A 21,765-nucleotide genomic window follows, 5' to 3' on the forward strand; every position below is an offset into this window, starting at 1 on the left:
CGACGCAGGCGGGATCGGACGTGCCCCGATCTCAGCGTATGCCGAGACCACCCGAACGCATGGGCCCATCGGGCCGACCGTTGCCCTCGGCTCAGCTCTCCTTGGGCTCCAGGCGCAGGGAGATGGAGTTGATGCAGTACCGCTGGTCGGTCGGGGTCGGGTAGCCCTCACCGGTGAAGACGTGCCCGAGGTGGGACCCGCAGCGGGCGCAGCGGACCTCGGTGCGGGTCATGCCGAAGGAGAAGTCGTCGACGAGCTCCACGGCGGAGGACTCGGTCGGGTCGTAGAAGGACGGCCAGCCGCAGTGGGAGGCGAACTTGGTCTCCGAGCGGAACAGCTCGGCCCCGCAGGCCCGGCAGGAGTAGACGCCCTCGGTGGTGGTGTCGGTGTACTCGCCCTGGAAGGCGGGCTCGGTGCCGGCCTGGCGCAGGACGCGGTACTCCTCGTCGGTCAGCTCGGCGCGCCACTGCTCGTCCGGCTTCTCGATGTCGTAGCGCATCAGCGTTCTCCTCCGGTCTCCAGGCGGGTGAGGATCTGCGGGCCCAGCTCCGTCACGTCGCCGGCGCCCATGGTGATAACGAGATCGCCGGGCTTGGCCATTCCCGCCACGGCCTCCGGGACGGCGGTGCGGCCGGCCTCCCGGCCGGGCAGGGCGGTGACGTCGGCGCGCAGGGCCCGCGCGGCGTCCACGATCAGCTCGCTGGTGACGCCGGGGATCGGGTCCTCCCGGGCGGGGTAGATGTCAAGGACCAGGGAGGCGTCGGCGAGCGCGAGGGCGGCGCCCATCTCGGCGCCCAGCTCCCGCGTGCGGCTGAACAGGTGCGGCTGGAAGACGACCAGGACCCGGCCGTCGGGCACTGCGGCCCGCATGGCCTCCAGGTCGGCGGTCATCTCACTGGGGTGGTGCGCGTAGGAGTCGATGACCTGGACGCCCCCCGCCTCACCGAGCCGCTGCAGGCGGCGGCCGACGCCGGTGTAGGAGCCGAGAGCCTCGGCCAGCTCGGCGGCGGGGACGCCCGCGGCCACGCCGGCGGCCAGCGCGGCGACGGCGTTGTGCGCGTAGTGGCGTCCGGGCACCGAGACGGTGAAGGCGAGCTGCTCGCCGTTGAGGAGAACGGTGACCTCGCTGGTCAGCCCCCAGGCGGTGACGTCGAGGACGCGCACGTCCGCGTCGGGCGACTCGCCGTAGGTGGTCACGGCGGGCCCGCGGCCGGCCGCCGCCAGCCGGGCGGTCAGCTCGCGTGCGCCCGCGTGGTCGGCGGAGATCACCAGGGTGCCGCCCTCGCGGACGCGTCCGACGAAGGTCTCGAAGGAGGCGTGGATCTCCTCCATCGAGGCGTAGTTGGCGTGGTGGTCGAGCTCCACGTTGAGGATGATCGCCACGTCCGGGGCGTAGGCGTGGAAGCTGCGGTCGCTCTCGTCGGCCTCGGCGACGAAGATCTCCCCACCGCCGTGGTGGGCGTTGCTGCCGGGCCCGTCGAGGTCGCCGCCGATCGCGTAGGAGGGGTCGAGGCCGAGGGTACGCAGGGAGACGGCGAGCATGGAGGTCGTCGTCGTCTTGCCGTGGGTGCCCGCCACGGCGATGGTCCGCAGCCCGGTCATCAGGGCGGCCAGCGCGTCCGAGCGGTGGACGACGGGGACGCCACGCGCCGCGGCCGCGGCCAGCTCGGGGTTGTCCTCCCGGATGGCGGAGGAGACGACGACGGCGGAGGCGTCGGCGGCCAGGTGCTCGGCGGCGTGCCCGATGTGCACGGTGGCCCCCAGGGCGCGCAGGGCCTCGGCGGTGGCGCTCTCCCTGGCGTCGCTGCCCGCGACACGGGCTCCGCGCTGGGCGAGGATCTTCGCGATGCCCGACATCCCGGCTCCGCCGATGCCGATGAAGTGCGGCTTGTCCAGGCCGGACGGGGCGCCCGATGCCATGCGGTTCTCCCTCGCTTCGCGGTGTGCGGGGCGCCGGCTCGCGGGCACGGCGCCGTCCGACGATTCTCGCACCCCGCGGTGACGCCGCGTACTCCGCGGTGAGCGGGCGCCGGGCCCGTTGCCGTCACTCGCCGTGGGCGAAGAGCCGGAGGACGGGAACGCCGACCTTGTGCCGGGCTCGGGAGGCCCAGTCGCGGTGGAAGAACTCCTCCACCAGGTGCGGGGCGGTCAGGACGATGACCTCGTCCGCGTTCGACTCGGCGACCACGGCGGTGAGGACGTCGAGGGGGTGCTTCTCGATGACCTGGCCCACGGCCTCGGCGCCGGTGTCCCGCAGGGCCTTGAGCGAGTGCTCGAGGGCGAGCCGGGCGGGTGGGGTGGCCTCGCTCCCCTCCGGCTCGTCGGCCTCGTGGACCGCCTGCTCCAGCTCGCCCAGGGCGACGTCGTCCAGGGCCCGCAGCAGCCGGTCCTGCCGCCCACGCGGCTGCATCAGGACGACGAAGGAGACCTCCTCCTCGCCGTGGAGGGTGCTGACGAGCTCCACGTCGGTCGACACCAGCGGCTTCTCGATCATGAGTACGGTCGTGAACACGGCGGGTGCCCTTCTTCTCCACGGCCCGTGCGGGCCCGTAGGACTAACGATCCTGCACTGGGGAGAGTCTGCCCGGCGAGAGCAAAGCGGAACGCGTCATTCCGATTCGTGTCACCGCCGACGGTAGCGCGTGAAGAGGAATCCGGCCTCCTCCAGCACCGACTCCAGGCCGAAGTCCACCGGTACCGGGAAGACGCCGCCGCGCATGATGCGGGGCGCGTCACCGGCGGTGACCCGGGGCGCGACCGTCAGGCACAGCTCGTCCAGCACACCCGCCGCGGCGAACTCGCCCAGGACCCAGGGGCCACCCTCGGTGAGCAGCCGCGTGTGACCCTCCTCGGCCAGGACGCCCGGCACCCGCGCGGGGTCGGCGCCGACGCCCTCCCCGGCGAACAGCACCCGCACGCCCGCGTGCTGTGCGGCCTCGACCCGGTGCACGGGAGCTCCGGCGCCCGTCACGATCAGCGTCGGCGTCCGCGGCGCGGAGAACAGGGGCGCCTGGAAGTCCAGGTCGAGGCCGGCGCTGAGCACCACGACGGCGGGCGCCGGGGTCTGCCCGGCGGCCTTCCGGCGCTCGGCGAAGGCCTTCCGCGCCCGCGCCGGCCGGTAGCCCTCCTTGCGCACCGTCTCCGCGCCCACGACGATCGCGTCGGCCAGCCCGCGCAGCACGCCGAAGATCCGCATGTCCGTGTCGCTGGACAACGGCTGGGAGCGCCCTTCGTGGTGGGCCGCGCCGTCCAGCGAGGCCACCATGTTGCCGCGCAGCCAGCTCGTCCCGGCGGACTCGGGGCCGTGCCGGGGACGGTCGCCGGGCTCGGGGTAGCCGTAGGCGTCGGCCAGCTCGTCCAGCGTCCACTCGCGGTCGGTGGTCGGGTCCGGATCGGAACCGGCCTCGGATGACAGGGGGAACAGGCGTCGCATAGCGGCAGTGTGGCACGGGCCACTGGCGTCCGGCGGAGCGCCCTGCGCGCCGTAGAGTGGCAGACGTGCCGACCTCCTCCGCCTCCTCCTCGACCGCGATAACGCCACAGACGACCGCCGACGACACGCCGGCCGCGCTGTGCGAGCGGCACCCGCGGGTGCCCGCCGAGCAGCTCGTCGCCGAGCTGGTGCCGCCGCCGCGCTTCGACTCGGTGCGCTTCGACACCTACATCCCGGACCCCGGGCAGCCCAGCCAGGCCGAGGCCGTCGAGGTACTGAGCGCCTTCGCCGACTCCCTGGGCGGCGCGACGGCGACGGGCGGGCGAAGCCGGGCGGGCCGTTGGTTCCGCCGGGGGAAGACCGCGCGGCCCACCGGTCCGCGCGGGGTGTACCTCGACGGCGGCTACGGCGTCGGCAAGACACACCTGCTGGCCTCACTGTGGCACGCCACACCCGCCCCCGCCGAGCACAAGGCCTTCGGCACCTTCGTGGAGCTGACGAACCTCGTGGGCGCCCTCGGCTTCCAGCAGACGGTGAAGACGCTCTCGTCCCACCGGCTGCTGTGCATCGACGAGTTCGAGCTCGACGACCCGGGCGACACCGTCCTGGTCTCGACGCTCCTCAGCCGGCTGGTCGAGGAGGGCGTGGCCCTCGCCGCCACCTCCAACACGCTGCCCGGGAAGCTGGGCGAGGGCCGGTTCGCCGCCGCCGACTTCCTGCGCGAGATCCAGGGGCTCGCCGCGCACTTCCGCCCGCAGCGCATCGACGGCGAGGACTACCGGCACCGCGGGCTGCCCGAGGCGCCCGAGCCGTTCAGCGACGACGAGGTCACCCGGACGGCCTACCGCACACCGGGCGCGAGCCTGGACGCCTTCCCCACCCTGCTCGGTCACCTCGCCCAGGTCCATCCCAGCCGCTACGGCGCGCTCTGCGACGGCGTGTCGGCCGTGTGCCTGACCGGCGTGACGCCCGTCCCGGACCAGGCCACGGCCCTGCGGCTCGTCGTCCTGGCGGACCGGCTCTACGACCGCGAGGTGCCGGTGATCGCCTCGGGGTTGCCGTTCGACGAGCTGTTCAGCCCGGAGATGCTGGGCGGCGGCTACCGGAAGAAGTACTTCCGTGCCATCTCCCGCCTCACCGCGCTGGCCCGCGACGGCAAGCCGCTCGTCTCCGGCTGAGCCTGCCCGGACCGGGGCCGCCCCTCCCCGCGGGCCGCGGCACCGGTGGCCGACGGCGCAGTGCCCCGCGCCCCTGCGGACGCGGGGGAACTCCGCCCGGACGGGCTCAGGCCAGCCCGGCCACCAGCTCGGCGAGGGGCTTGCGGCGGCCGGTGAAGAAGGGGACCTCCTCGCGGACGTGGCGCCGGGCCTCGGAGGCCCGCAGGTGGCGCATGAGGTCGACGATGCGGTGCAGCTCGTCGGCCTCGAAGGCGAGGATCCACTCGTAGTCGCCGAGCGAGAAGGAGGCGACGGTGTTGGCCCGGACGTCCGGGAAGCCGCGCGCCATCTTGCCGTGGTCGGCGAGCATCCGGCGGCGGTCCTCGTCCGGCAGCAGGTACCAGTCGTAGGAACGCACGAACGGGTAGACGCTGACGTAGTCGCGCGCCTCCTCGTCGGCCAGGAAGGCCGGGATGTGCGAGCGGTTGAACTCGGCGGGCCGGTGCAGCGCCATGTTCGACCAGACGGGCGCGAGGGCGCGGCCCAGGCGGGTGCGGCGGAAGCGGTTGTAGGCGTCCTGGAGCGCGTCGGCCGTCTCGGCGTGCCACCAGATCATGACGTCCGCGTCGGCCCGCAGCCCGGAGACGTCGTAGGTGCCGCGCACGGTGACGTCCTTGGCGGCGAGCTGCGCGAACAGCTCCTCGGCCTCGTCCGCGTAGCCGGCGCGGTCCTCCGGGAGGACGTCCTTCAGCCTGAAGACGGACCACAGGGTGTAGCGGATGACCTCGTTGAGGTCCTTGGCCTTCTTGCCCGCGTTCGGTGTCTTGTGAGGTGCGTCAGTCATGTCCTCATTCTCGCTCCCGCGCCACGGCGGCCCGCGCCAGGGTCCGGTCGGCGGCACGGTGGGCGGAGGCGACGCACGCGGGGATGCCGACGCCGTCGTAGACGGCCCCGCACACGGCCAGCCCCGGCAGGGCCTCAACGGCCTCGTGCACCCGGGCCATCCGGTCGACGTGGCCCACCGCGTACTGGGGCAGGCCGTCCGTCCAGCGGGTGACCCGGCCGGCGACGGGGCGCGCCGACAGCCCGACGGACTCGCGCAGATCCGCCCGTGAGGCGGCCACCAGCTCCGCGTCGTCCAGGCTGAGGACGGCGTCCTCGCCGAAGCGGCCGAGCGAGGTCCGCAGCACGAACAGCTCCGGGTCCTGCGCGTCGATCCACGACCACTTGTTCGAGGCGAACGTGGCCGCCTTGATCACGTGCCCGTCCACCGAGGGCACCAGGAAGCCGCTGCCCTCGGGCGGCGCCGTGCCGAGGTCGGCACGGCGGAAGGCCAGGGTGCACAGGGCGAGGGAGGCGTAGGCGACGCCGGTGAGCGCCTCGGCTGCCCGCGGGGCCTCCCGGCGCAGCAGCCGCGCCGCCACCGGGGCGGGCACCGCGAGCACCACGGCGTCGGCCCGGTGGACGCCGTCGTCGGCGGTGACCGTCCATCCCTCGGGGGTGCGGAGCAGCTCCCGGGCGGTCACCCCCGTCGAGATTCGGCCACCCGCGGCGCGCACCGCGTCGGCGACGGCGAGCGGCAGGCGCCCGACTCCTCCGTCGATGCCCATGAAGACGGGCCCGGACGCGGTGGCCTCGGCCGCCGCGGCGGACTGCACGGTGCGGACGGCGGCCAGCAGGGAGCGCTGGTCGCGCGCCGCGTCGAAGAGCTTCGGGAGGGCGGCCCGCAGGGAGATCCGGTAGGCGTCGCCCGCGTAGACGCCGCCGAGCAGCGGAGCCACCAGCCGGTCCACGACCTCGCGGCCCAGCCGGGCGGCGACGTAGCCGCCCACCGTGACGTCCTCCCCGATCTCGGTGCGGGGCAGCTCGGCGTCCTCGGCGACACGGGCGAGGCCCTCCGGGGAGAGCACTCCCGCGAGCGCGTCCGGGGCCGCGGGCACGCCCATCAGATGACCGCGCGGCATGGGGTGCACCGCACCGCGGGTCCACAGGGCGCCGCCCGCCACGGCCGGGGGCTGCAGCCGCGGGCCGAGCCCGACGGCGCGGGCCAGTTCCACGGCCTCGGGCCGACGGGCCAGCATGGACTCGGCGCCCAGGTCCACCTCGACCCCGGCGATCTCGCCGGGGAGCAGCTTTCCACCGAGCCGCCCCGAGGCTTCCAGCACGGTGACCTCGGCTCCGCCGGGCGCTCCGGGCGGGAGGCCCGCCCGGGTGAGCAGCCGGTGGGCCGCGGCGAGCCCGGCGATACCGCCGCCGATGACGAGGATACGCATGCCGCCCGGCCCCTCCCGTCAGCGCGCGGTGTGCTCGTGCACGTAGGAGACGAGCCGGGTCAGCGCGTCCGGGTCGGTGTCCGGGAGCACGCCGTGACCGAGGTTGAAGACGTGGCCGGGCAGCTCGCGGGCCGCGTCGAGCACCGCCTGTGCCTGCGTCTCGACGGCCTCGCGCGGAGCGAAGAGCACGGCCGGGTCGAGGTTGCCCTGGACGGCCTTGCCGGGGCCGATCCGGCGCGCGGCCTCGTCCAGCGGCACCCGCCAGTCGGCTCCGACGACGTCCGCCCCGGCCTCGCCCATGAGCCCGAGCAGCTCCCCGGTCCCGACGCCGAAGTGGATGCGCGGGACGCCGTAGCCGGCGACGGCGTCGAAGACCTTGGCCGAGGCGGGCATGACCCGGCTGCGGTAGTCGGCCGGGGCCAGAGCGCCGGCCCAGGAGTCGAAGAGCTGCACGGCGCTCGCGCCCGCGTCGAGCTGGACGCGCAGGAAGGCGGAGGTGATGCCGGCGAGCCGGTCCAGCAGCTCGGCCCACAGCTCGGGGTCGCCGTACATGAGCGCCTTGGTGTGCTCGTGGTTCCGCGAGGGCCCGCCCTCGACGAGGTAGCTGGCCAGCGTGAACGGCGCGCCGGCGAAGCCGATCAGCGGCGTGGCGCCCAGCTCCTCGGTGAGCATGCCCACGGCCTCGGTGACGTAGGTGACGTCGCCGGGCTCCAGGGGACGCAGCTGGTCGAGGTCGGCGCGGCTGCGGATCGGGCGGGCGACGACAGGGCCGACGCCGGGCTTGATGTCGAGGTCGACGCCGATCGCCTTGAGCGGCACGACGATGTCGCTGAAGAAGATGGCGGCGTCCACCCGGTGGCGGCGGACCGGCTGGAGGGTGATCTCGGTGACCAGGTCGGGCCGCATGCACGAGTCGAGCATCGCGATGCCCTCGCGGACCCTGCGGTACTCGGGCAGCGAGCGCCCCGCCTGCCGCATGAACCACACCGGCGTGTGCGGTACGGGCTCACGGCGGCAGGCCCTGAGCAACGCGGAGTCGTACGTCTTGGTCGGCGGGCCCTGTGGGCGGTCAACGGAACTCACACCGGGCAGTCTCCCACGGGCTGCGCCCACGGTCGGACTTGGCCGTAAACCACCGGGTGTCCCTACCCGGCTCCCGGTCACTCTGCGCCTAATCTTCGGGCCATGGCAGCGGCGAGAGAACACCAGGTGGAGGGGCCGGACGACGGCGATTCGGGATCGGCGGTCTTCCAGCGGGTCGTCGCCGCGCTCACGGGGGCCCGCGTTCGGCAGGCCGTGCGGCTCGAACCCCTGCCGGCCCCACGGAGGCTGGCGCCCCACGCGCACGCGCTGGGGGCGTCGGTGATCGTGGACGGAGAGGAGCTGGCGGACGGACGGTTCGTCCTGCTGCACGATCCGGGCGGGCCGGAGGGCTGGCAGGGCACCTTCCGGGTGGTGACGCTGACGCGGGCCGAGCTGGAGCCGGAGATGGCCGCCGATCCGCTGCTGCCCGAGGTGACGTGGTCCTGGCTGACGGGGGCCCTGGAGGCCCGGGGGCTGCCGACGCGGCAGCCGGGAGGCACGGTGACGCGCGCCGGCTCGTCCTACTTCGGCGAGCTCGCCGGACGTCCGCCGGAGGCCGAGATCGAGCTGCGCGCGTCCTGGACTCCGCTGGCCCCGCTGGGAGTTCCGGACGTGGCGGCCCATCTGCAGGCCTGGTGCGACCTGTTGTGCCAGTGCGCGGGCCTGCCGCCGGAGGAGGCGGAGGACCCGGAGGGGGCCCAGACGCCGGGGGCCACCGGTGTCGTCTCGCTGCCCCAGCGCCGCGGACCACGGTCACGGTAGAGCGCCCCGAGGACAAGCCGAGGCAAGACCTCCCTTGACACCCCTCACCCCGGCTCGACCTGCGAGAACAGGCTGCCGAGCCGCCGTCAGCCGCTCGACCTCATGTCCGAATTGAGCGATTTATACTCACTCGTTCGTGATCTTTCCCTCAAGGACACCGGGCCGACTGCCGAAGCACTTCATGACCCTTCCCCAGGGATCGCCCCCCGGCTTACCGCTTCGAGTCGGCTGCCGTCACACTCCACTCCCCAGGAGGCTCGGTGTCTGTTCTCCTCGACCACCCCACCAGCCTGGTCGCCTACCGCCCGAACAAGCCCACGGCCATGGTCGTCGTGGCCGACCCCCGCGTACGCTCCACCGTCACCCGCCACCTGTGGGCCCTCGGGGTGCGGGACGTGATCGAGGCGTCATCCGTCGCCGAGGCCCGCCCCCGCGTCAGCAACCCCCGGGACATCTGCGTGGCGGAGGTCCATCTGCCCGACGGCTCGGGCCTGTCCCTGCTCTCCGAGACCCGCGCTGCGGGCTGGCCCAACGGGCTGGCGCTCTCGGCCGCCGACGACATCGGGGCCGTCCGCAACGCGCTCGCCGGCGGCGTGAAGGGCTACGTCGTCACCGGCACGCGCAACAACCTCAACATGCACACCCGGCCCGGCGCCGCCGCCATCGGAGCCGCCGCTGCCCGGCTGCACCGCCGCCCGCACGGCGCCCCCGGCTCGGGCGGCGGGCAGCGCGAGCTCTCCGGCCGCGAGGTGGAGGTGCTGCGGCTGGTGGCGGAGGGCCAGTCGAACAAGGCCATCGGCGTCTCGATGGGCCTGTCCGCGCTCACCGTGAAGAGTCACCTGGCCCGCATCGCGCGCAAGCTCGGCACCGGCGACCGGGCGGGCATGGTAGCCGTCGCCCTGCGCACGGGCATCATCCACTGACCCGAGCGGAGCGAGCGGACCACCGCCGCACCGCGACACCCCACCCCGCGCCCGCCGACGGAACGTTCCGCCCGGCGGGCGCGGCACGTGTGCGCCCAGCCGAGTGAGCCGAAGGGCGCGCCGGTGTCGAAAGCGACGAGACCAAGCGTGGGGGCACCTCCCAGCGTTAGCTGGGGGAGAAGGAGGGGGCGCTGTGTCGAGGGGTGTCGACACCGGGTAAAAGCGCCCGGAGGCGAACCGAGCCCCAGGAGGAGAGCGCCCGGAGGCGAACCGAGCCGAGAACGGCGTCACGGATACCCTTGTCACGTGACCGACGCACAGGAGACCGCAGCAGGCAGCACAGCTCAGCCCCCCTCCCAGGACTCCACACCGGCCCCGGTGCCGCTACTGGAGCCCGGGGACGGCATCCCACCGGTCACCGCGGACGCGGACGCGCTCGCGGCGGTGGTCTCCGCCTTCACGGCGGGCAGCGGCCCCGTCGCCGTCGACGCCGAGCGGGCCTCGGGCTACCGCTACGGGCAGCGCGCCTACCTCATCCAGCTGCGCCGGGCAGGGGCCGGGACGGCACTGGTGGACCCGGTCGCGTGCCCGGACCTGTCGGGCCTGGCCGAGGCGCTGGACGGCGTCGAGTGGGTGCTGCACGCCGCCACCCAGGACCTGCCCTGCCTGCGGGACATAGGCATGCTCCCCCGTGCCCTCTTCGACACCGAGCTGGCGGGCAGGCTGGCCGGTTTCCCCCGCGTCGGGCTGGGCGCCATGGTCGAGAGCGTCCTCGGCTACACCCTGGAGAAGGGGCACTCCGCCGTCGACTGGTCCACCCGCCCGTTGCCCGAACCGTGGCTGCGCTACGCGGCGCTCGACGTCGAGCTTCTCGTCGAGCTGCGCGACGCCCTGGAGAAGGAGCTGGACCGGCAGGGCAAGCTGGAGTGGGCCCGCCAGGAGTTCGACGCCATCGCCTCCGCTCCCCCGCCGCCACCCCGCAAGGACCCCTGGCGCCGCACCTCGGGCATGCACAAGGTGCGCAGACGCCGGCAGCTCGCCGTCGTCCGGGAGCTGTGGCAGGCGCGGGACCGGGTGGCCCGCCGGCGGGACGTCTCGCCGGGCAAGGTGCTGCCGGACGCGGCCATCGTGGAGGCCGCGCTCGCCGTGCCGGAGACCGTGGAAGCCCTGGCACAGCTTCCGGGCTTCGGGAACCGCAACGGGCGCAAGCAGCTCCAGCACTGGCAGAGCGCCGTGGACCGCGCCCGCGCCCTGCCCGAGTCGGCGCTGCCGCAGCCCGGCCAGACCCCGAACGGTCCGCCCCCGCCGCGGGCCTGGGCCGACAAGGACCCGGCCGCCGCCGCCCGGCTCGCCGCCGCCCGGGCCGCGGTGACCGCCCACGCGGAGCGGCTGAACCTTCCCCAGGAGAACCTGATCACCCCGGACACCGTCCGGCGGCTGTGCTGGGAACCGCCCGCCGACCGCGGCCCCGGGGCCGTCGCCTCCGCGCTGCGCGGGTACGGGGCCCGGCCCTGGCAGATCGAACAGACCCTGCCTCTCCTGACCGCGGCGCTGTCGGCCTCCGCCGACTCCTGAACCCCGCGCCCCGCGCGCTTGGGAGGTCTGAGCCAAGGCGCGGGGCTGGCGAGCGCGGCCCCGGCACCGGCCCCGGGCAGGGGGTACCCCGTCCCGCGCGTCGCGGGCCACGGGTGCGCTACGGCTGGTCACGCAGTTTCCCGCGCCCCGATGTGACCGGAACCGCAACGCACAGGCAGGGCGCCCCCTTGCCTGCCGGTTACCGACTAGTAGCATGGGGCGCGGGAAGCGCGCCGCGCGGCGGCGGCACCCCCCGGGGTACGACCCCGGACAACCCCGGCCGCACCCTGCAGGAGGAGAGCCAACGTGCCTCGTACCGCTAGGGACGTCGTCTTCGTCGACGGCGTCCGCACCCCGTTCGGCAAGGCGGGACCGAAGGGCATCTACCACGAGACGCGCGCCGACGACCTGGTCGTCAAGTGCATCCGTGAGCTGCTGCGCCGCAACCCGGACCTGCCTCCGGAGCGCATCGACGAGGTGGCCCTCGCCGCGACCACCCAGATCGGTGACCAGGGCCTGACCCTGGGCCGCACCGCCGGAATCCTCGCGGGCCTCCCGCAGACCGTCCCCGGCTACTCCATCGACCGGATGTGCGCCGGTGCGATGACGGCCGTCACCACCACCGCCGGCTCCGTCGCCTTCGGGGCGTACGACATCGCCGTCGCCGGTGGCGTCGAGCACATGGGCCGCCACCCGATGGGCGAGGGCGTCGACCCGAACCCGCGTTTCGTCTCCGAGAAGCTCGTCGACCAGTCGGCGATGTTCATGGGCATGACGGCGGAGAACCTGCACGACCGCTACCCGCACCTGACCAAGGGCCGCGCGGACGCCTACGCCGTGGCCAGCCAGGAGAAGGCGGCCAAGGCCTACGCCAACGGCAGCATCCAGTCCGACCTGGTGCCGATCGCCATCCGCCGCACCAGCCCCGAGGGCGGTGAGACGGGCTGGGGCCTGGCCACCGCGGACGAGCCGATGCGCCCGGGCACCACCCTGGAGAGCCTCGCCGGCCTCAAGACCCCCTTCCGCGCCCACGGCCGGGTCACGCCGGGCAACGCCGCCGGCCTCAACGACGGCGCCACCGCCTCGCTGATCGCCGCCGAGGACGTGGCCCGCGAGCTGGGCCTGCCGGTCAAGATGCGCCTCGTCTCCTACTCCTTCGCCGGTGTGGAGCCCGAGGTCATGGGCATCGGCCCGGTGCCGTCCACCGAGAAGGCCCTCGCCCAGGCGGGGCTGTCCATCGGTGACATCGGCCTGTTCGAGGTCAACGAGGCCTTCGCCGTCCAGGTCCTGGCCTTCCTCGACCACTTCGGCATCGCCGACGACGACCCCCGCGTCAACCAGTACGGTGGCGCGATCGCCTTCGGCCACCCGCTGGCCTCCTCCGGCGTCCGGCTGATGACCCAGCTGGCCCGCCAGTTCGAGGAGCAGCCGCACGTCCGCTACGGCCTGACGACCATGTGCGTCGGCTTCGGCATGGGCGGCACCGTGATCTGGGAGAACCCGCACTTCGAAGGGGCTGGCAAGTGACCACCACGCAGGAGCTGCTCAAGGGCGCGGCGGACGTCTTCCCCGACGAGGTCGTGACCCAGGCGCACGTGCGCCACCTGGACCTGCCCGGCGGTGCCGGCCGGTTCGCACTCATCACGCTGGACAACGGCTTCGACCACACCAAGCCGACCACCTTCGGCCCGCAGTCGCTGGCCAACCTGGACGCCGCGATCGACCAGGTGCAGGCGGAGGCCGCCAAGGGCGACATCGTCGGCGTCGGCCTGACCGGCAAGCCGTTCATCTTCGCCGTCGGCGCCGACCTCAAGGGCGTCGAGCTGCTCAAGGAGCGTACCGACGCCGAGGCCATCGGCAAGGGCGGGCACGAGGTCTTCAAGCGGCTGTCCGACCTGGGCGTGCCCTCGTTCGCCTACTACAACGGCGCCGCGATGGGCGGCGGCGTCGAGGTCGGCCTGCACTGCACCTACCGCACGGTCTCGAAGGCCGTCCCCGCGTTCTCGCTGCCCGAGGTCTTCCTCGGCCTCGTCCCCGGCTGGGGCGGCTGCGTCCTGCTGCCGAACCTGATCGGCCCCGAGCGCGCGGTCAAGGTCGTCATCGAGAACTCGCTCAACCAGAACAAGCAGCTGCGCGGCGCCCAGGTGCACGAGCTGGGCATCGCCGACGCCCTCTTCGAGGGCGCCGACTTCCTGGAGCAGTCGCTGCACTGGACGGCCGCCGTCCTCTCCGGTGAACTGACCGTCGAGCGGGCCGAGATCGACCGCGGCGAGGCCTGGGACCAGGCCGTGGCCGCCGGCCGCGCGTTCGCCGACTCCAAGGTGCACGGCGCCGCTCCGGCCGCCTACCGGGCGCTGGACATCATCGCCGCCGCCAAGGACGGCGACCGCCAGGCAGGTTTCGACGCCGAGGACGCGGCGCTGGCCGACCTCATCATGGGCGGCGAGCTGCGCAGCGGCATCTACTCCTTCAACCTGGTGCAGAAGCGCGCCAAGCGCCCCGCCGGTGCGCCGGACAAGTCCCTGGCCCGCCCGGTGACCAAGGTCGGCGTCGTGGGCGCGGGTCTGATGGCCTCGCAGCTCGCGCTGCTGTTCGCCCGCCGCCTGGAGGTGCCGGTCGTCCTGACCGACATCGACCAGGAGCGCGTGGACAAGGGCGTCGGCTACGTCCACGAGGAGATCGACAAGCTCCTCCTCAAGGGGCGGGTGAACCAGGACAAGGCCAACCGCCTCAAGGCGCTGGTCACCGGCTCCCTGGACAAGGCGGCCGCCTTCGGCGACGCGGACTTCGTCATCGAGGCCGTGTTCGAGGAGATGGGCGTCAAGCAGAAGGTCTTCGCCGAGGTCGAGGCCGTGGTGCCGGCGCACGCCATCCTGGCCACCAACACCTCGTCCCTGTCGGTGACGGAGATGGCCTCCAAGCTCAAGCACCCCGAGCGCGTGGTCGGCTTCCACTTCTTCAACCCGGTCGCGATCCTCCCGCTGCTGGAGATCGTCCGGGCCGAGCAGACCGACGACGCCTCGCTGGCCACCGCGTTCACCGTGGCCAAGCAGCTCAAGAAGACCGCCGTGCTGGTCAAGGACGCGCCCGCGTTCGTCGTCAACCGCATTCTGACCCGCTTCATGGGCTCGGTGCTCGGCGCGATCGACGAGGGCACGCCGGTGGAGGTCGCCGACCGCGCGCTGGCCCCCCTCGGCCTGCCGATGTCGCCGATCGTCCTGCTGGAACTGGTCGGACCCGCCGTGGCGCACCACGTCGCGGGCACCCTGCACGCCGCGTTCCCGGACCGGTTCGCCGTCTCGGAGAACCTGGACCGGATCGTCAAGGCCGGCAAGCGCGGGCTGTACCAGCCCGGCACGACGGACCTCGACCCCGAGGTGGCCGAGCTCTTCGAGACCGGCGACACCGTCCTCACCGAGGAGCAGGTGCGCGACCGGGCGCTGGACGCCATCGCCGAGGAGATCGACATCATGCTCAAGGAAGGCGTGGTGGCCGAGGCCCAGGACGTCGACCTGTGCCTGATCACCGGCGCCGGCTGGCCCTTCCACCTGGGCGGCATCACGCCGTACCTGGACCGGGCCGGCGTCAGCGAGCGCGTGCGCGGCGCGACGTTCCACGCCCCCGGCGTGGCCAGCGTCCCGCAGTGACACCCGGCGGGGCCGTGCGCAGGCCACGGCCCCGCCCCACGGCGCCCGTCCCGCGCTTCCCGCGGGCGGGCGCCGTCCGCGTTCCCGCCGCCGCGCGTCCGGCGCTCCCGGAGCCCTCCACGGCGTCCGGCGCCGGTGCGGGCCGCCGGACCAGACGGCCGAGCGGGTGTCCGACCAGGCGTCCGGCCACCTGAAGGGACACTTCCGGAGGCTGCCTAGAATGCCGGGATGACGTATCTCATCACCGGCGGGGCCGGGTACATCGGAGCGCACGTCGCCCACACCATGGCGCAGGCCGATGAGCGGGTCGTCGTCCTGGACGACCTGTCGACCGGGGTCCGGGAGCGGGTGCCGGAGGGCGTCCCGCTGGTGGTCGGTTCCACCCTCGACCGCCCGCTGCTGGACCGGACGATCGCCGAGCACGCCGTCACCGGCATCGTGCACCTCGCGGCGAAGAAGCAGGTCGGCGAGTCCGTCGCCGTGCCACTGCGCTACTACCGGGAGAACGTGCACGGGCTGCAGGTGCTGCTGGAGGCCGCAGTGGCCGGCGGGGTGGAGCAGTTCGTGTTCTCCTCCTCCGCCGCCGTCTACGGCATGCCCGACGTCGCGCTGGTCACCGAGGACACCCCCTGTGCGCCGATGAGCCCCTACGGCGAGACCAAGCTCGCCGGCGAATGGCTCGTGCGCGCCACGGGCCGGGCCCACGGGCTGCGCACCGCGTGCCTGCGCTACTTCAACGTCGCCGGGGCGGCCACGCCGCAGCTGGCCGACACCGGGGTGTTCAACCTCGTTCCCATGGTCTTCGAGAAGCTCACCGAGGGCAGCGCGCCGCAGATCTTCGGCGACGACTACCCCACCCCCGACGGCACCTGCGTGCGGGACTACATCCACGTCGCCGACCTCGCCGACGCGCACCTGGCGGCGGCCCGCGCGCTGGACGCCGGGGAGACGAAGGCGGGCGACGACGTCACCGTCAACATCGGCCGCGGCGAGGGCGCCTCGGTGCGGGAGATGGTCGAGCTCATCGCGGAGGTGACCGGCCACACCTTCACCCCGGAGGTCGCCCCGCGACGCCCGGGCGACCCGCCGCGCATCGTCGCCTCCGCCGACCGCGCCGCCGAGCTCCTGGACTGGCGGGCCCGGCACGACGTGCGGGACATGGTCACCTCGGCCTGGGAGGGCTGGTGCCTGCACCACCCCGAGGCGGCCCGATAGGCCGCCGATGTCCTCTCCGATCCCCCTGGTGATCGTCGACGCCGCCAACGTCGTCGGGTCCGTGCCCGACGGCTGGTGGCGTGACCGCCGCGGCGCCGCCGAGCGGCTGCGCGACCGGCTGGCCGCCGCGGTGGCGGACGGCCCGGTGGCGGGGGTGCCGGCTCCGCTGGAGCTGGCACTCGTCGTGGAGGGCGCGGCCCGCGGCGTGGAGTCCGTGGCCGGGGTCCGGGTCGTCGCGGCGCCGGGCAGCGGGGATGACGCGATGGTCGCCCTCGTCGCCGACGAGGGCGCCGGGCGCCGCTGTGTCGTGGTGACGGCCGACCGTGAGCTGCGCCGCCGCGTCGCCGACCGGGGCGCCGAGACCGTCGGCCCCCGGGCGGTGCGCCCCTGACGCCCCGCCCGGCGCGGCCTCAGCGCTGCGGGGCCGCCCTGCGGTAGAACACCGCGCCGTCCACCTCGGCCACCGACTCGTAGTGGGCGTCGAGGAACTGCCGCAGGTGCGGCATGCGGGCGGGCTCGTACGGCTTGCCGCGGGAGTCGTCCACGATGAGCGCCGGCGGGTCCTCGTTCAGCTCCCGCATCAGCGTGGGCCAGGAGCCGCGCATCCCGTACTCCTGGCCGACCCGCGGCCCGTTGCGTCCCCCGCTGTAGTTGGTGAGCAGCCCGGCCGTCAGATAGCGGGAGGCGGGCATGCGGTCCGCCATCCAGTACGTCTCCGGGTGCATGCCCCACACCAGCACCTCGTCCTGCGGCACGGTGCGGGCCCGTACCGCGTCCGCGACCCGGCGCACATGGTCGAACTCCGCCCGCCCCGCGTGGCTTCCCCAGGCCACGAAGACGGTGCACAGCATGGCCGAGACGACGGCGGTGAGCCGCAGCCAGTCGGCGGTGAGCAGGCCCAGGGCGCCCGCGGCGAGCACCGCGAGCGGGGGCACGAGCTGCAGGTAGTAGTGGCCGAAGAAGTGGAAGCCGGTGAGGACGCCGACGGCCGAGGCGGCGAGCCACAGCCACAGGTCGGTGGTGAGCACCTGACGGTGGGACAGGCGGCGGCGCAGCACGACGGCCACCGGCAGCACCAGCCCGGCCGCCCCGACGGCGAAGAGCCCGGTGTTGGCCAGGCCGCGCCCCAGGACGTGCAGTTCGGAACCGGTGAAGCTGGCGTAGGAGCCGGAACCGGTGACCGTCCAGAAGACGGTCCGGGACACCCCGTTGCACAGGGCCACGGTCACCAGCGGCACCAGCAGCCCGCCGAACGTCCGCACGAAGGCGCCGCGACGGTCCCGGCCGCGGTCCGCGGAGCTCCAGGCCAGGTAGAGCACCGGCAGCAGCACGGCCCCGCCGGTCTGTTTGACCAGGACGGCCCCGGCCACGGCCAGGCCCGCCAGACCCCACCGGCGCCGGTCGGCCGCCCACAGGGCGGCGGCGGTGAACGGCAGCATGAAGACCTCGAAGGTGGCCGCCTGGGTGTCCTCCGGGTTCAGCGCCACCGAGGCGAGGACGCACAGCACTCCGGCCGCCCCGCCCGCACGCGGCCCCCACCGGCCGCGGGCGAGTCCGGCGACGCAGACGGCGGTCGCCACGACGGCGAGGATGGCCAGGACCCGCAGCGGCCACAGGGACTCGTCGCCGAACAGCGCGAAGGTGCCCTGGTAGAGCCAGGGAAGCAGCGGCGGCTTGCGGTCCACCACGGTGTCGTAGAGCGTGCCGCCGGCGGCGAGCATGCGGGCCTGGGTCGCCACGAACCCCTCGTCCGGGTTCCACACCGGGCGCTGGAAGGACGGCAGCCTGGTGACCGCCGCGAGCACGAGCAGCACGGGCACCAGCGGGAGCCAGAACCGCCGTTCGGGGGCCCGCGCGGGCGCCGGTGCGACCGCCGGTGCGGGCGCCGGTCGTTGGGCCGCGGACCGGGAGGCGGCGAGGGGACCGTCCGGCTCGGGCTGCCGGGGACGGGGCGCCCGCAGCGCGCCGTGCGGCTCGACGGTACGCGTGCTGCGGGGCGGCCCCGGCGGCTGGGCGGTGGGCATGCGCTACAACCTATCCGGCCCCCCGCCAACGCCCGCAGGCGGTGTGGGGGGCCGGGGGCGGCGCGTCGGCCCGGCGTCAGTCCCTGGCGGGCTCGCGCTCGCGGTCGACCGCGGGCTCGTCGTCCTCGTACCGGCCGTCCAGCGTGGCGACGAGGCCGGTGACCTGACGGGCGATGTCGGGAGCCGTCAGGCCGATGTCGGCGAGCACCTCCTTGCGGGAGGCGTGGTCGAGGAAGCGCGGCGGGATGCCGAAGTCCCGCAGGGGCACGTCCACGCCCGCGTCGCGGAGCGCCTGGGCGACGGCCGAGCCGACGCCGCCCGCGCGGGAGTTGTCCTCGACGGTGACGACGACGCGGTGCCGCGCGGCGAGCGGCGCGAGCGCCTCGTCCACGGGCTTGACCCAGCGGGGGTCGACGACGGTGGCCGAGATGCCCTGACGGTCCAGCAGCCCGGCGATCTCCAGGCACATGGGGGCGAGCGCGCCGACCGAGACCAGCAGCACGTCGGGCACGTCGGTGCCCGCCTCGCGCAGCAGGTCCATGCCGCCGACCGTCCCGACCGCGGGCACGGCGGGCCCGACGGCGCCCTTGGAGTAGCGCACGACGGTCGGGGCGTCCTTCACCTCGACGGCTTCGCGCAGCTGCGCGCGCACCTGTTCGGCGTCCCGCGGCGCGGCGATCCGCAGGCCGGGCACCACCTGGAGGATGGACATGTCCCACATGCCGTTGTGGGAGGCGCCGTCCGTGCCGGTGACGCCGGCCCGGTCCAGGACGAACGTGACGCCCAGCTTGTGCAGGGCCACGTCCATGAGCACCTGGTCGAACGCCCGGTTGAGGAACGTCGCGTAGACGGCGAAGACGGGGTGCAGACCGCCGTGGGCCAGCCCGGCGGCGGACACGGCACCGTGCTGCTCCGCGATGCCGACGTCGAACACCCGGTCGGGGAACGCCTCGGCGAACCGGTGCAGGCCGGTCGGGCGCATCATCGCGGCGGTGATGGCCACGATGTCCGAGCGCTCGTGGCCGAGCTTGACCATCTCGTCGGCGAAGACGGACGTCCAGTCCGCTCCCGAGGCGGAGACGGGCAGGCCGGTGTCGGGGTGGATGACGCCGACGGCGTGGAACTGGTCGGCCTCGTCCTGGCGCGCGGGCTGGTAGCCGCGGCCCTTCTCCGTCAGGCAGTGGACGATGACCGGGCCGCCGAACCGCTTGGCCTTCAGCAGCGCCGTCTCCACGGCCTCGATGTCGTGGCCGTCGATCGGACCGAGGTACTTGAGCCCGAGGTCCTCGAAGAGGCCCTGCGGGGCGATGACGTCCTTCAGTCCCTTCTTCGCACCGTGCAGGGTCTCGTACAGCGGCTTGCCGACGACGGGGGTGCGGTTGAGCATCTCCTTGCCCCGGGCGAGGAAGCGCTCGTAGCCGTCGGTGGTGCGCAGGGTGGCGAGGTGGCTCGCCAGACCGCCGATGGTGGGCGCGTAGGAGCGCTCGTTGTCGTTCACGACGATGACGAGCGGGCGGTCCTTGGCGGCGGCGATGTTGTTGAGCGCCTCCCAGGCCATGCCGCCCGTGAGGGCGCCGTCGCCGATGACGGCGGCCACGTGGCGGCCGGTGCCGCGCAGCTCGTTGGCCTTGGCGATGCCGTCCGCCCAGCCGAGGACGGTGGAGGCGTGGCTGTTCTCGATGACGTCGTGCGGGGACTCGGCCTGCGAGGGGTATCCGGAGAGGCCGCCCTTGGCCCGCAGCCGGGAGAAGTCCTGCCGCCCGGTGAGCAGCTTGTGGACGTAGGACTGGTGACCGGTGTCGAAGAGCACCCGGTCGCGGGGGGAGTCGAAGACCCGGTGCAGGGCGATGGTCAGCTCCACCACGCCCAGGTTCGGGCCGAGGTGGCCTCCGGTCTTGGCGACGGACTCGACGAGGAACGTGCGGATCTCGGCGGCGAGCGCTTCCAGCTCCTCCGGCGCGAGTCCGTCGAGGTCACGCGGGCCCCCGATCCTGGGCAGCAGCGGCCCCTCGGTCGGGGGTGTGCTCCCTGGTGCGCCGGGTCGACGCGGTTCGCGCGGCACCTTTGGCACTGAGCCTCCTTGCTGTCAAGCTACGTCGGGCTAGTGGGCCTGAACACCGATCGCCCGATTCTAGTCGGCGCACCGCCGCGCCCCTGCGGCGCGGTGGGGTGTGGAGCCCCGCGCACGGAGGCGGGCGCCTTCGCCGGGTGTCCCGCCCCACGGCGCGGAGTGTGGCGCACGCCGAAGGGACGCCCTGGAGGACGGCGACCGGCATGTGCCGCGGCGCCGTGGCACATGCCGCACCCCCGGGGAATCCGTCAAGAAATGAATCAATCGGGGCGGCTGAAGGCGGGTGCGCCTGAACAAGATGAACGGCGAGCCGGCCGAGGGCCCCCGACGCTCGCGGGCTCTCAGGCGCCGGCCGGCACCGGCTCGTCCAGGGGCCGGAGCAGGGGCGCGTCGCCCATCTCGCCCAGGACGAGGGCGAGGGCGCCCAGTACCTCGGCGCGCCCGCCAAGGGTTCCGGGCACCACCGACAGCCGGCTGGCGGCGCTCGGGATCGCGTACCGGGAGACCGAGTCCCGGATGGGGTCGAGCACCAGGTCACCGGCGTCGGCCAGGTCGCCGCCGAGCACGACGCGGCTCGGGTTGAGGAGGTTCGTCAGGTTGGCGACGCCGCTGCCGATGTACCGCCCTATGTCGCCGATGACGCGGCGGCAGCCGGGGTCCCCGTCCCGGGCCAGGCTCACCACACGCGGCATGGTCAGCTCCGGGCCATGGCTGGGGGTGAGCAGCGGCAGCACGTACCGGGCGGCGGTGAACGTCTCCAGGCAGCCGCGATTGCCGCAGCGGCACACCGGCCCCGACTCGTCGAGCGTGATGTGCCCGATCTCCCCGGCCGTGCCGCCCGGGCCCCGGTAGACCCGGCCGCCGATGACCAGGCCCGCGCCGACACCGCTGGCCACCTTGATGTAGGCCAGGTCCGCCACGCCCTGCCCGGCGCCCCAGACCAGCTCGCCCAGCGCGCCGAGGTTGGCGTCGTTGTCCACGTGGACGGGCACACCGAGCCGCGCGGCCAGGTCGTCCCTGGGGTTCGTCCCCGACCAGCCGGGCAGGATCGCCGTCGAGCCGAGCACGCCGGTCTCGACGTCGATCGGCCCGGGTACACCGAGCCCCACCCCGATGATCTTCTCGGGGCTGCTGCCGGCCCGGGCGAGGAGGCGGCCCACCAGGGCTTCCGCGTGGTCGAGCCCCTGGGCGGCGGAGGCGTCCACGTCGATCGGCTCGGAGTCCTCGACGAGCACCTTGTGGGCGAGGTTGCCGATGGCGACCCGCAGGTGGGAGTGGCCGAAGTCCACGCCGACGACGATCCCGGCGCTCCCGGACAGGGAGACGCTGCGGGCCCGCCGACCGCCGGCGGAGGTCGGCGTCACCTCGACGATGCCGCCGTCCTTCAGTTCCCTGACGATGTTGGAGACCGTGGCCGCGGAGAGCCCCGTGGTACGGGCGATCTCGGCCTGGGTCAGGGCTCCCGCCATGCGCACGGCGCGGATCGCCCGTTCGAGGTTGGCGCGGTGCAGCGAGGACTGCGACCCCGGTGTCTCCACTACTGTTCCACTCCCGCCTGGCCGGGGCCGCCCCCGGCTCGCCGCCGCGGCACCCGGTCATGCT

General features: G+C 74.1%; 18 protein-coding genes. 8 read left to right on the forward strand and 10 right to left on the reverse strand.

All coding sequences use genetic code 11. The features are described from left to right. Positions 1–91 precede the first annotated feature (91 nt). From msrB to HPT28_RS17915, 4 genes are all read right to left on the reverse strand, one after another. Positions 92–499: a peptide-methionine (R)-S-oxide reductase MsrB gene (gene msrB, locus HPT28_RS17900; RefSeq protein WP_219092126.1), complete on the reverse strand. Its 408-nt coding sequence runs from the start codon at positions 497–499 to the stop codon at positions 92–94. After that, a complete protein-coding gene (gene murC, locus HPT28_RS17905; protein ID WP_219092127.1) occupies positions 499–1,920 on the reverse strand; it encodes a UDP-N-acetylmuramate--L-alanine ligase in 1,422 nt (473 codons plus the stop codon). The genes msrB and murC overlap by 1 nt, the downstream gene beginning before the upstream one ends. A 124-nt stretch (positions 1,921–2,044) precedes the next feature. After that, positions 2,045–2,512 carry an indole-3-glycerol phosphate synthase gene (locus tag HPT28_RS17910; protein ID WP_219092128.1) on the reverse strand — a complete coding sequence of 156 codons (468 nt, stop codon included), beginning with the start codon at positions 2,510–2,512 and terminating at the stop codon, positions 2,045–2,047. 111 nt (positions 2,513–2,623) lie between these two features. Next, positions 2,624–3,433, reverse strand: a complete 810-nt coding sequence (locus tag HPT28_RS17915; protein ID WP_219092129.1) for a pyrimidine reductase family protein — start codon at positions 3,431–3,433, stop codon at positions 2,624–2,626. Between the two features lie 98 nt (positions 3,434–3,531). Between HPT28_RS17915 and zapE the strand changes: the two genes are divergently transcribed. Beyond that, positions 3,532–4,611 (forward strand): cell division protein ZapE, encoded by a 1,080-nt coding sequence (gene zapE / locus HPT28_RS17920; protein ID WP_308119341.1) that lies wholly within the window; start codon positions 3,532–3,534, stop codon positions 4,609–4,611. Positions 4,612–4,717: 106 nt separating this feature from the next. Here zapE and hemQ read toward each other — a convergent pair whose 3' ends face one another. Genes hemQ through hemE form a run of 3 tightly spaced genes read right to left on the reverse strand, consistent with a single transcriptional unit; the run spans position 4,718 to position 7,946 of the window. Next, positions 4,718–5,434 (reverse strand): hydrogen peroxide-dependent heme synthase, encoded by a 717-nt coding sequence (gene hemQ, locus HPT28_RS17925; RefSeq protein ID WP_219092131.1) that lies wholly within the window; start codon positions 5,432–5,434, stop codon positions 4,718–4,720. Positions 5,435–5,438: 4 nt separating this feature from the next. Continuing rightward, entirely contained in the window at positions 5,439–6,863 is a 1,425-nt protein-coding gene (hemG, locus tag HPT28_RS17930; RefSeq protein ID WP_219092132.1) for a protoporphyrinogen oxidase, read from the reverse strand. 18 nt (positions 6,864–6,881) lie between these two features. Further along, on the reverse strand, positions 6,882–7,946 hold the full coding sequence (gene hemE, locus HPT28_RS17935; protein WP_219092133.1) for a uroporphyrinogen decarboxylase: 1,065 nt from the start codon (positions 7,944–7,946) through the stop codon (positions 6,882–6,884). A 102-nt stretch (positions 7,947–8,048) separates the two neighbouring features. Here hemE and HPT28_RS17940 point away from each other — a divergent pair, with 102 nt between their 5' ends. The 7 genes from HPT28_RS17940 (at position 8,049) to HPT28_RS17970 (ending at position 16,459) form a co-directional block, all read left to right on the forward strand. Next, positions 8,049–8,708 (forward strand): DUF3000 domain-containing protein, encoded by a 660-nt coding sequence (locus HPT28_RS17940; RefSeq protein ID WP_219092134.1) that lies wholly within the window; start codon positions 8,049–8,051, stop codon positions 8,706–8,708. Between the two features lie 260 nt (positions 8,709–8,968). Further along, positions 8,969–9,631 (forward strand): response regulator transcription factor, encoded by a 663-nt coding sequence (locus HPT28_RS17945; RefSeq protein WP_219092135.1) that lies wholly within the window; start codon positions 8,969–8,971, stop codon positions 9,629–9,631. A 306-nt stretch (positions 9,632–9,937) separates the two neighbouring features. Continuing rightward, complete coding sequence (locus HPT28_RS17950) at positions 9,938–11,206, forward strand: ribonuclease D (RefSeq protein WP_219092136.1); 1,269 nt, start codon at positions 9,938–9,940, stop codon at positions 11,204–11,206. Between the two features lie 306 nt (positions 11,207–11,512). Then, complete coding sequence (locus tag HPT28_RS17955) at positions 11,513–12,733, forward strand: acetyl-CoA C-acyltransferase (protein WP_219092137.1); 1,221 nt, start codon at positions 11,513–11,515, stop codon at positions 12,731–12,733. Next, on the forward strand, positions 12,730–14,853 hold the full coding sequence (locus tag HPT28_RS17960; RefSeq protein ID WP_219092138.1) for a 3-hydroxyacyl-CoA dehydrogenase NAD-binding domain-containing protein: 2,124 nt from the start codon (positions 12,730–12,732) through the stop codon (positions 14,851–14,853). The genes HPT28_RS17955 and HPT28_RS17960 overlap by 4 nt, the downstream gene beginning before the upstream one ends. A 228-nt stretch (positions 14,854–15,081) precedes the next feature. Continuing rightward, the gene (galE, locus tag HPT28_RS17965; RefSeq protein ID WP_219092139.1) at positions 15,082–16,068 is read left to right on the forward strand and encodes a UDP-glucose 4-epimerase GalE; all 987 of its coding nucleotides are present in this window, start codon (positions 15,082–15,084) and stop codon (positions 16,066–16,068) included. Positions 16,069–16,075: 7 nt separating this feature from the next. Next, positions 16,076–16,459 (forward strand): NTP pyrophosphohydrolase, encoded by a 384-nt coding sequence (locus tag HPT28_RS17970; protein WP_219092140.1) that lies wholly within the window; start codon positions 16,076–16,078, stop codon positions 16,457–16,459. 19 nt (positions 16,460–16,478) lie between these two features. Here HPT28_RS17970 and HPT28_RS17975 read toward each other — a convergent pair whose 3' ends face one another. From HPT28_RS17975 to HPT28_RS17985, 3 genes are all read right to left on the reverse strand, one after another. Beyond that, on the reverse strand, positions 16,479–18,092 hold the full coding sequence (locus tag HPT28_RS17975; RefSeq protein WP_219092141.1) for a glycosyltransferase family 39 protein: 1,614 nt from the start codon (positions 18,090–18,092) through the stop codon (positions 16,479–16,481). 76 nt (positions 18,093–18,168) lie between these two features. Next, complete coding sequence (gene dxs / locus HPT28_RS17980; protein WP_308119342.1) at positions 18,169–20,154, reverse strand: 1-deoxy-D-xylulose-5-phosphate synthase; 1,986 nt, start codon at positions 20,152–20,154, stop codon at positions 18,169–18,171. A 350-nt stretch (positions 20,155–20,504) separates the two neighbouring features. Continuing rightward, positions 20,505–21,701, reverse strand: a complete 1,197-nt coding sequence (locus tag HPT28_RS17985; RefSeq protein ID WP_219092143.1) for an ROK family transcriptional regulator — start codon at positions 21,699–21,701, stop codon at positions 20,505–20,507. Between the last annotated feature and the right edge of the window lie 64 nt (positions 21,702–21,765).

It is taken from the genome of Streptomyces sp. JJ38, from assembly GCF_019303475.1.
In the GTDB taxonomy this organism is placed as follows: Bacteria; Actinomycetota; Actinomycetes; order Streptomycetales; family Streptomycetaceae; genus Streptomyces.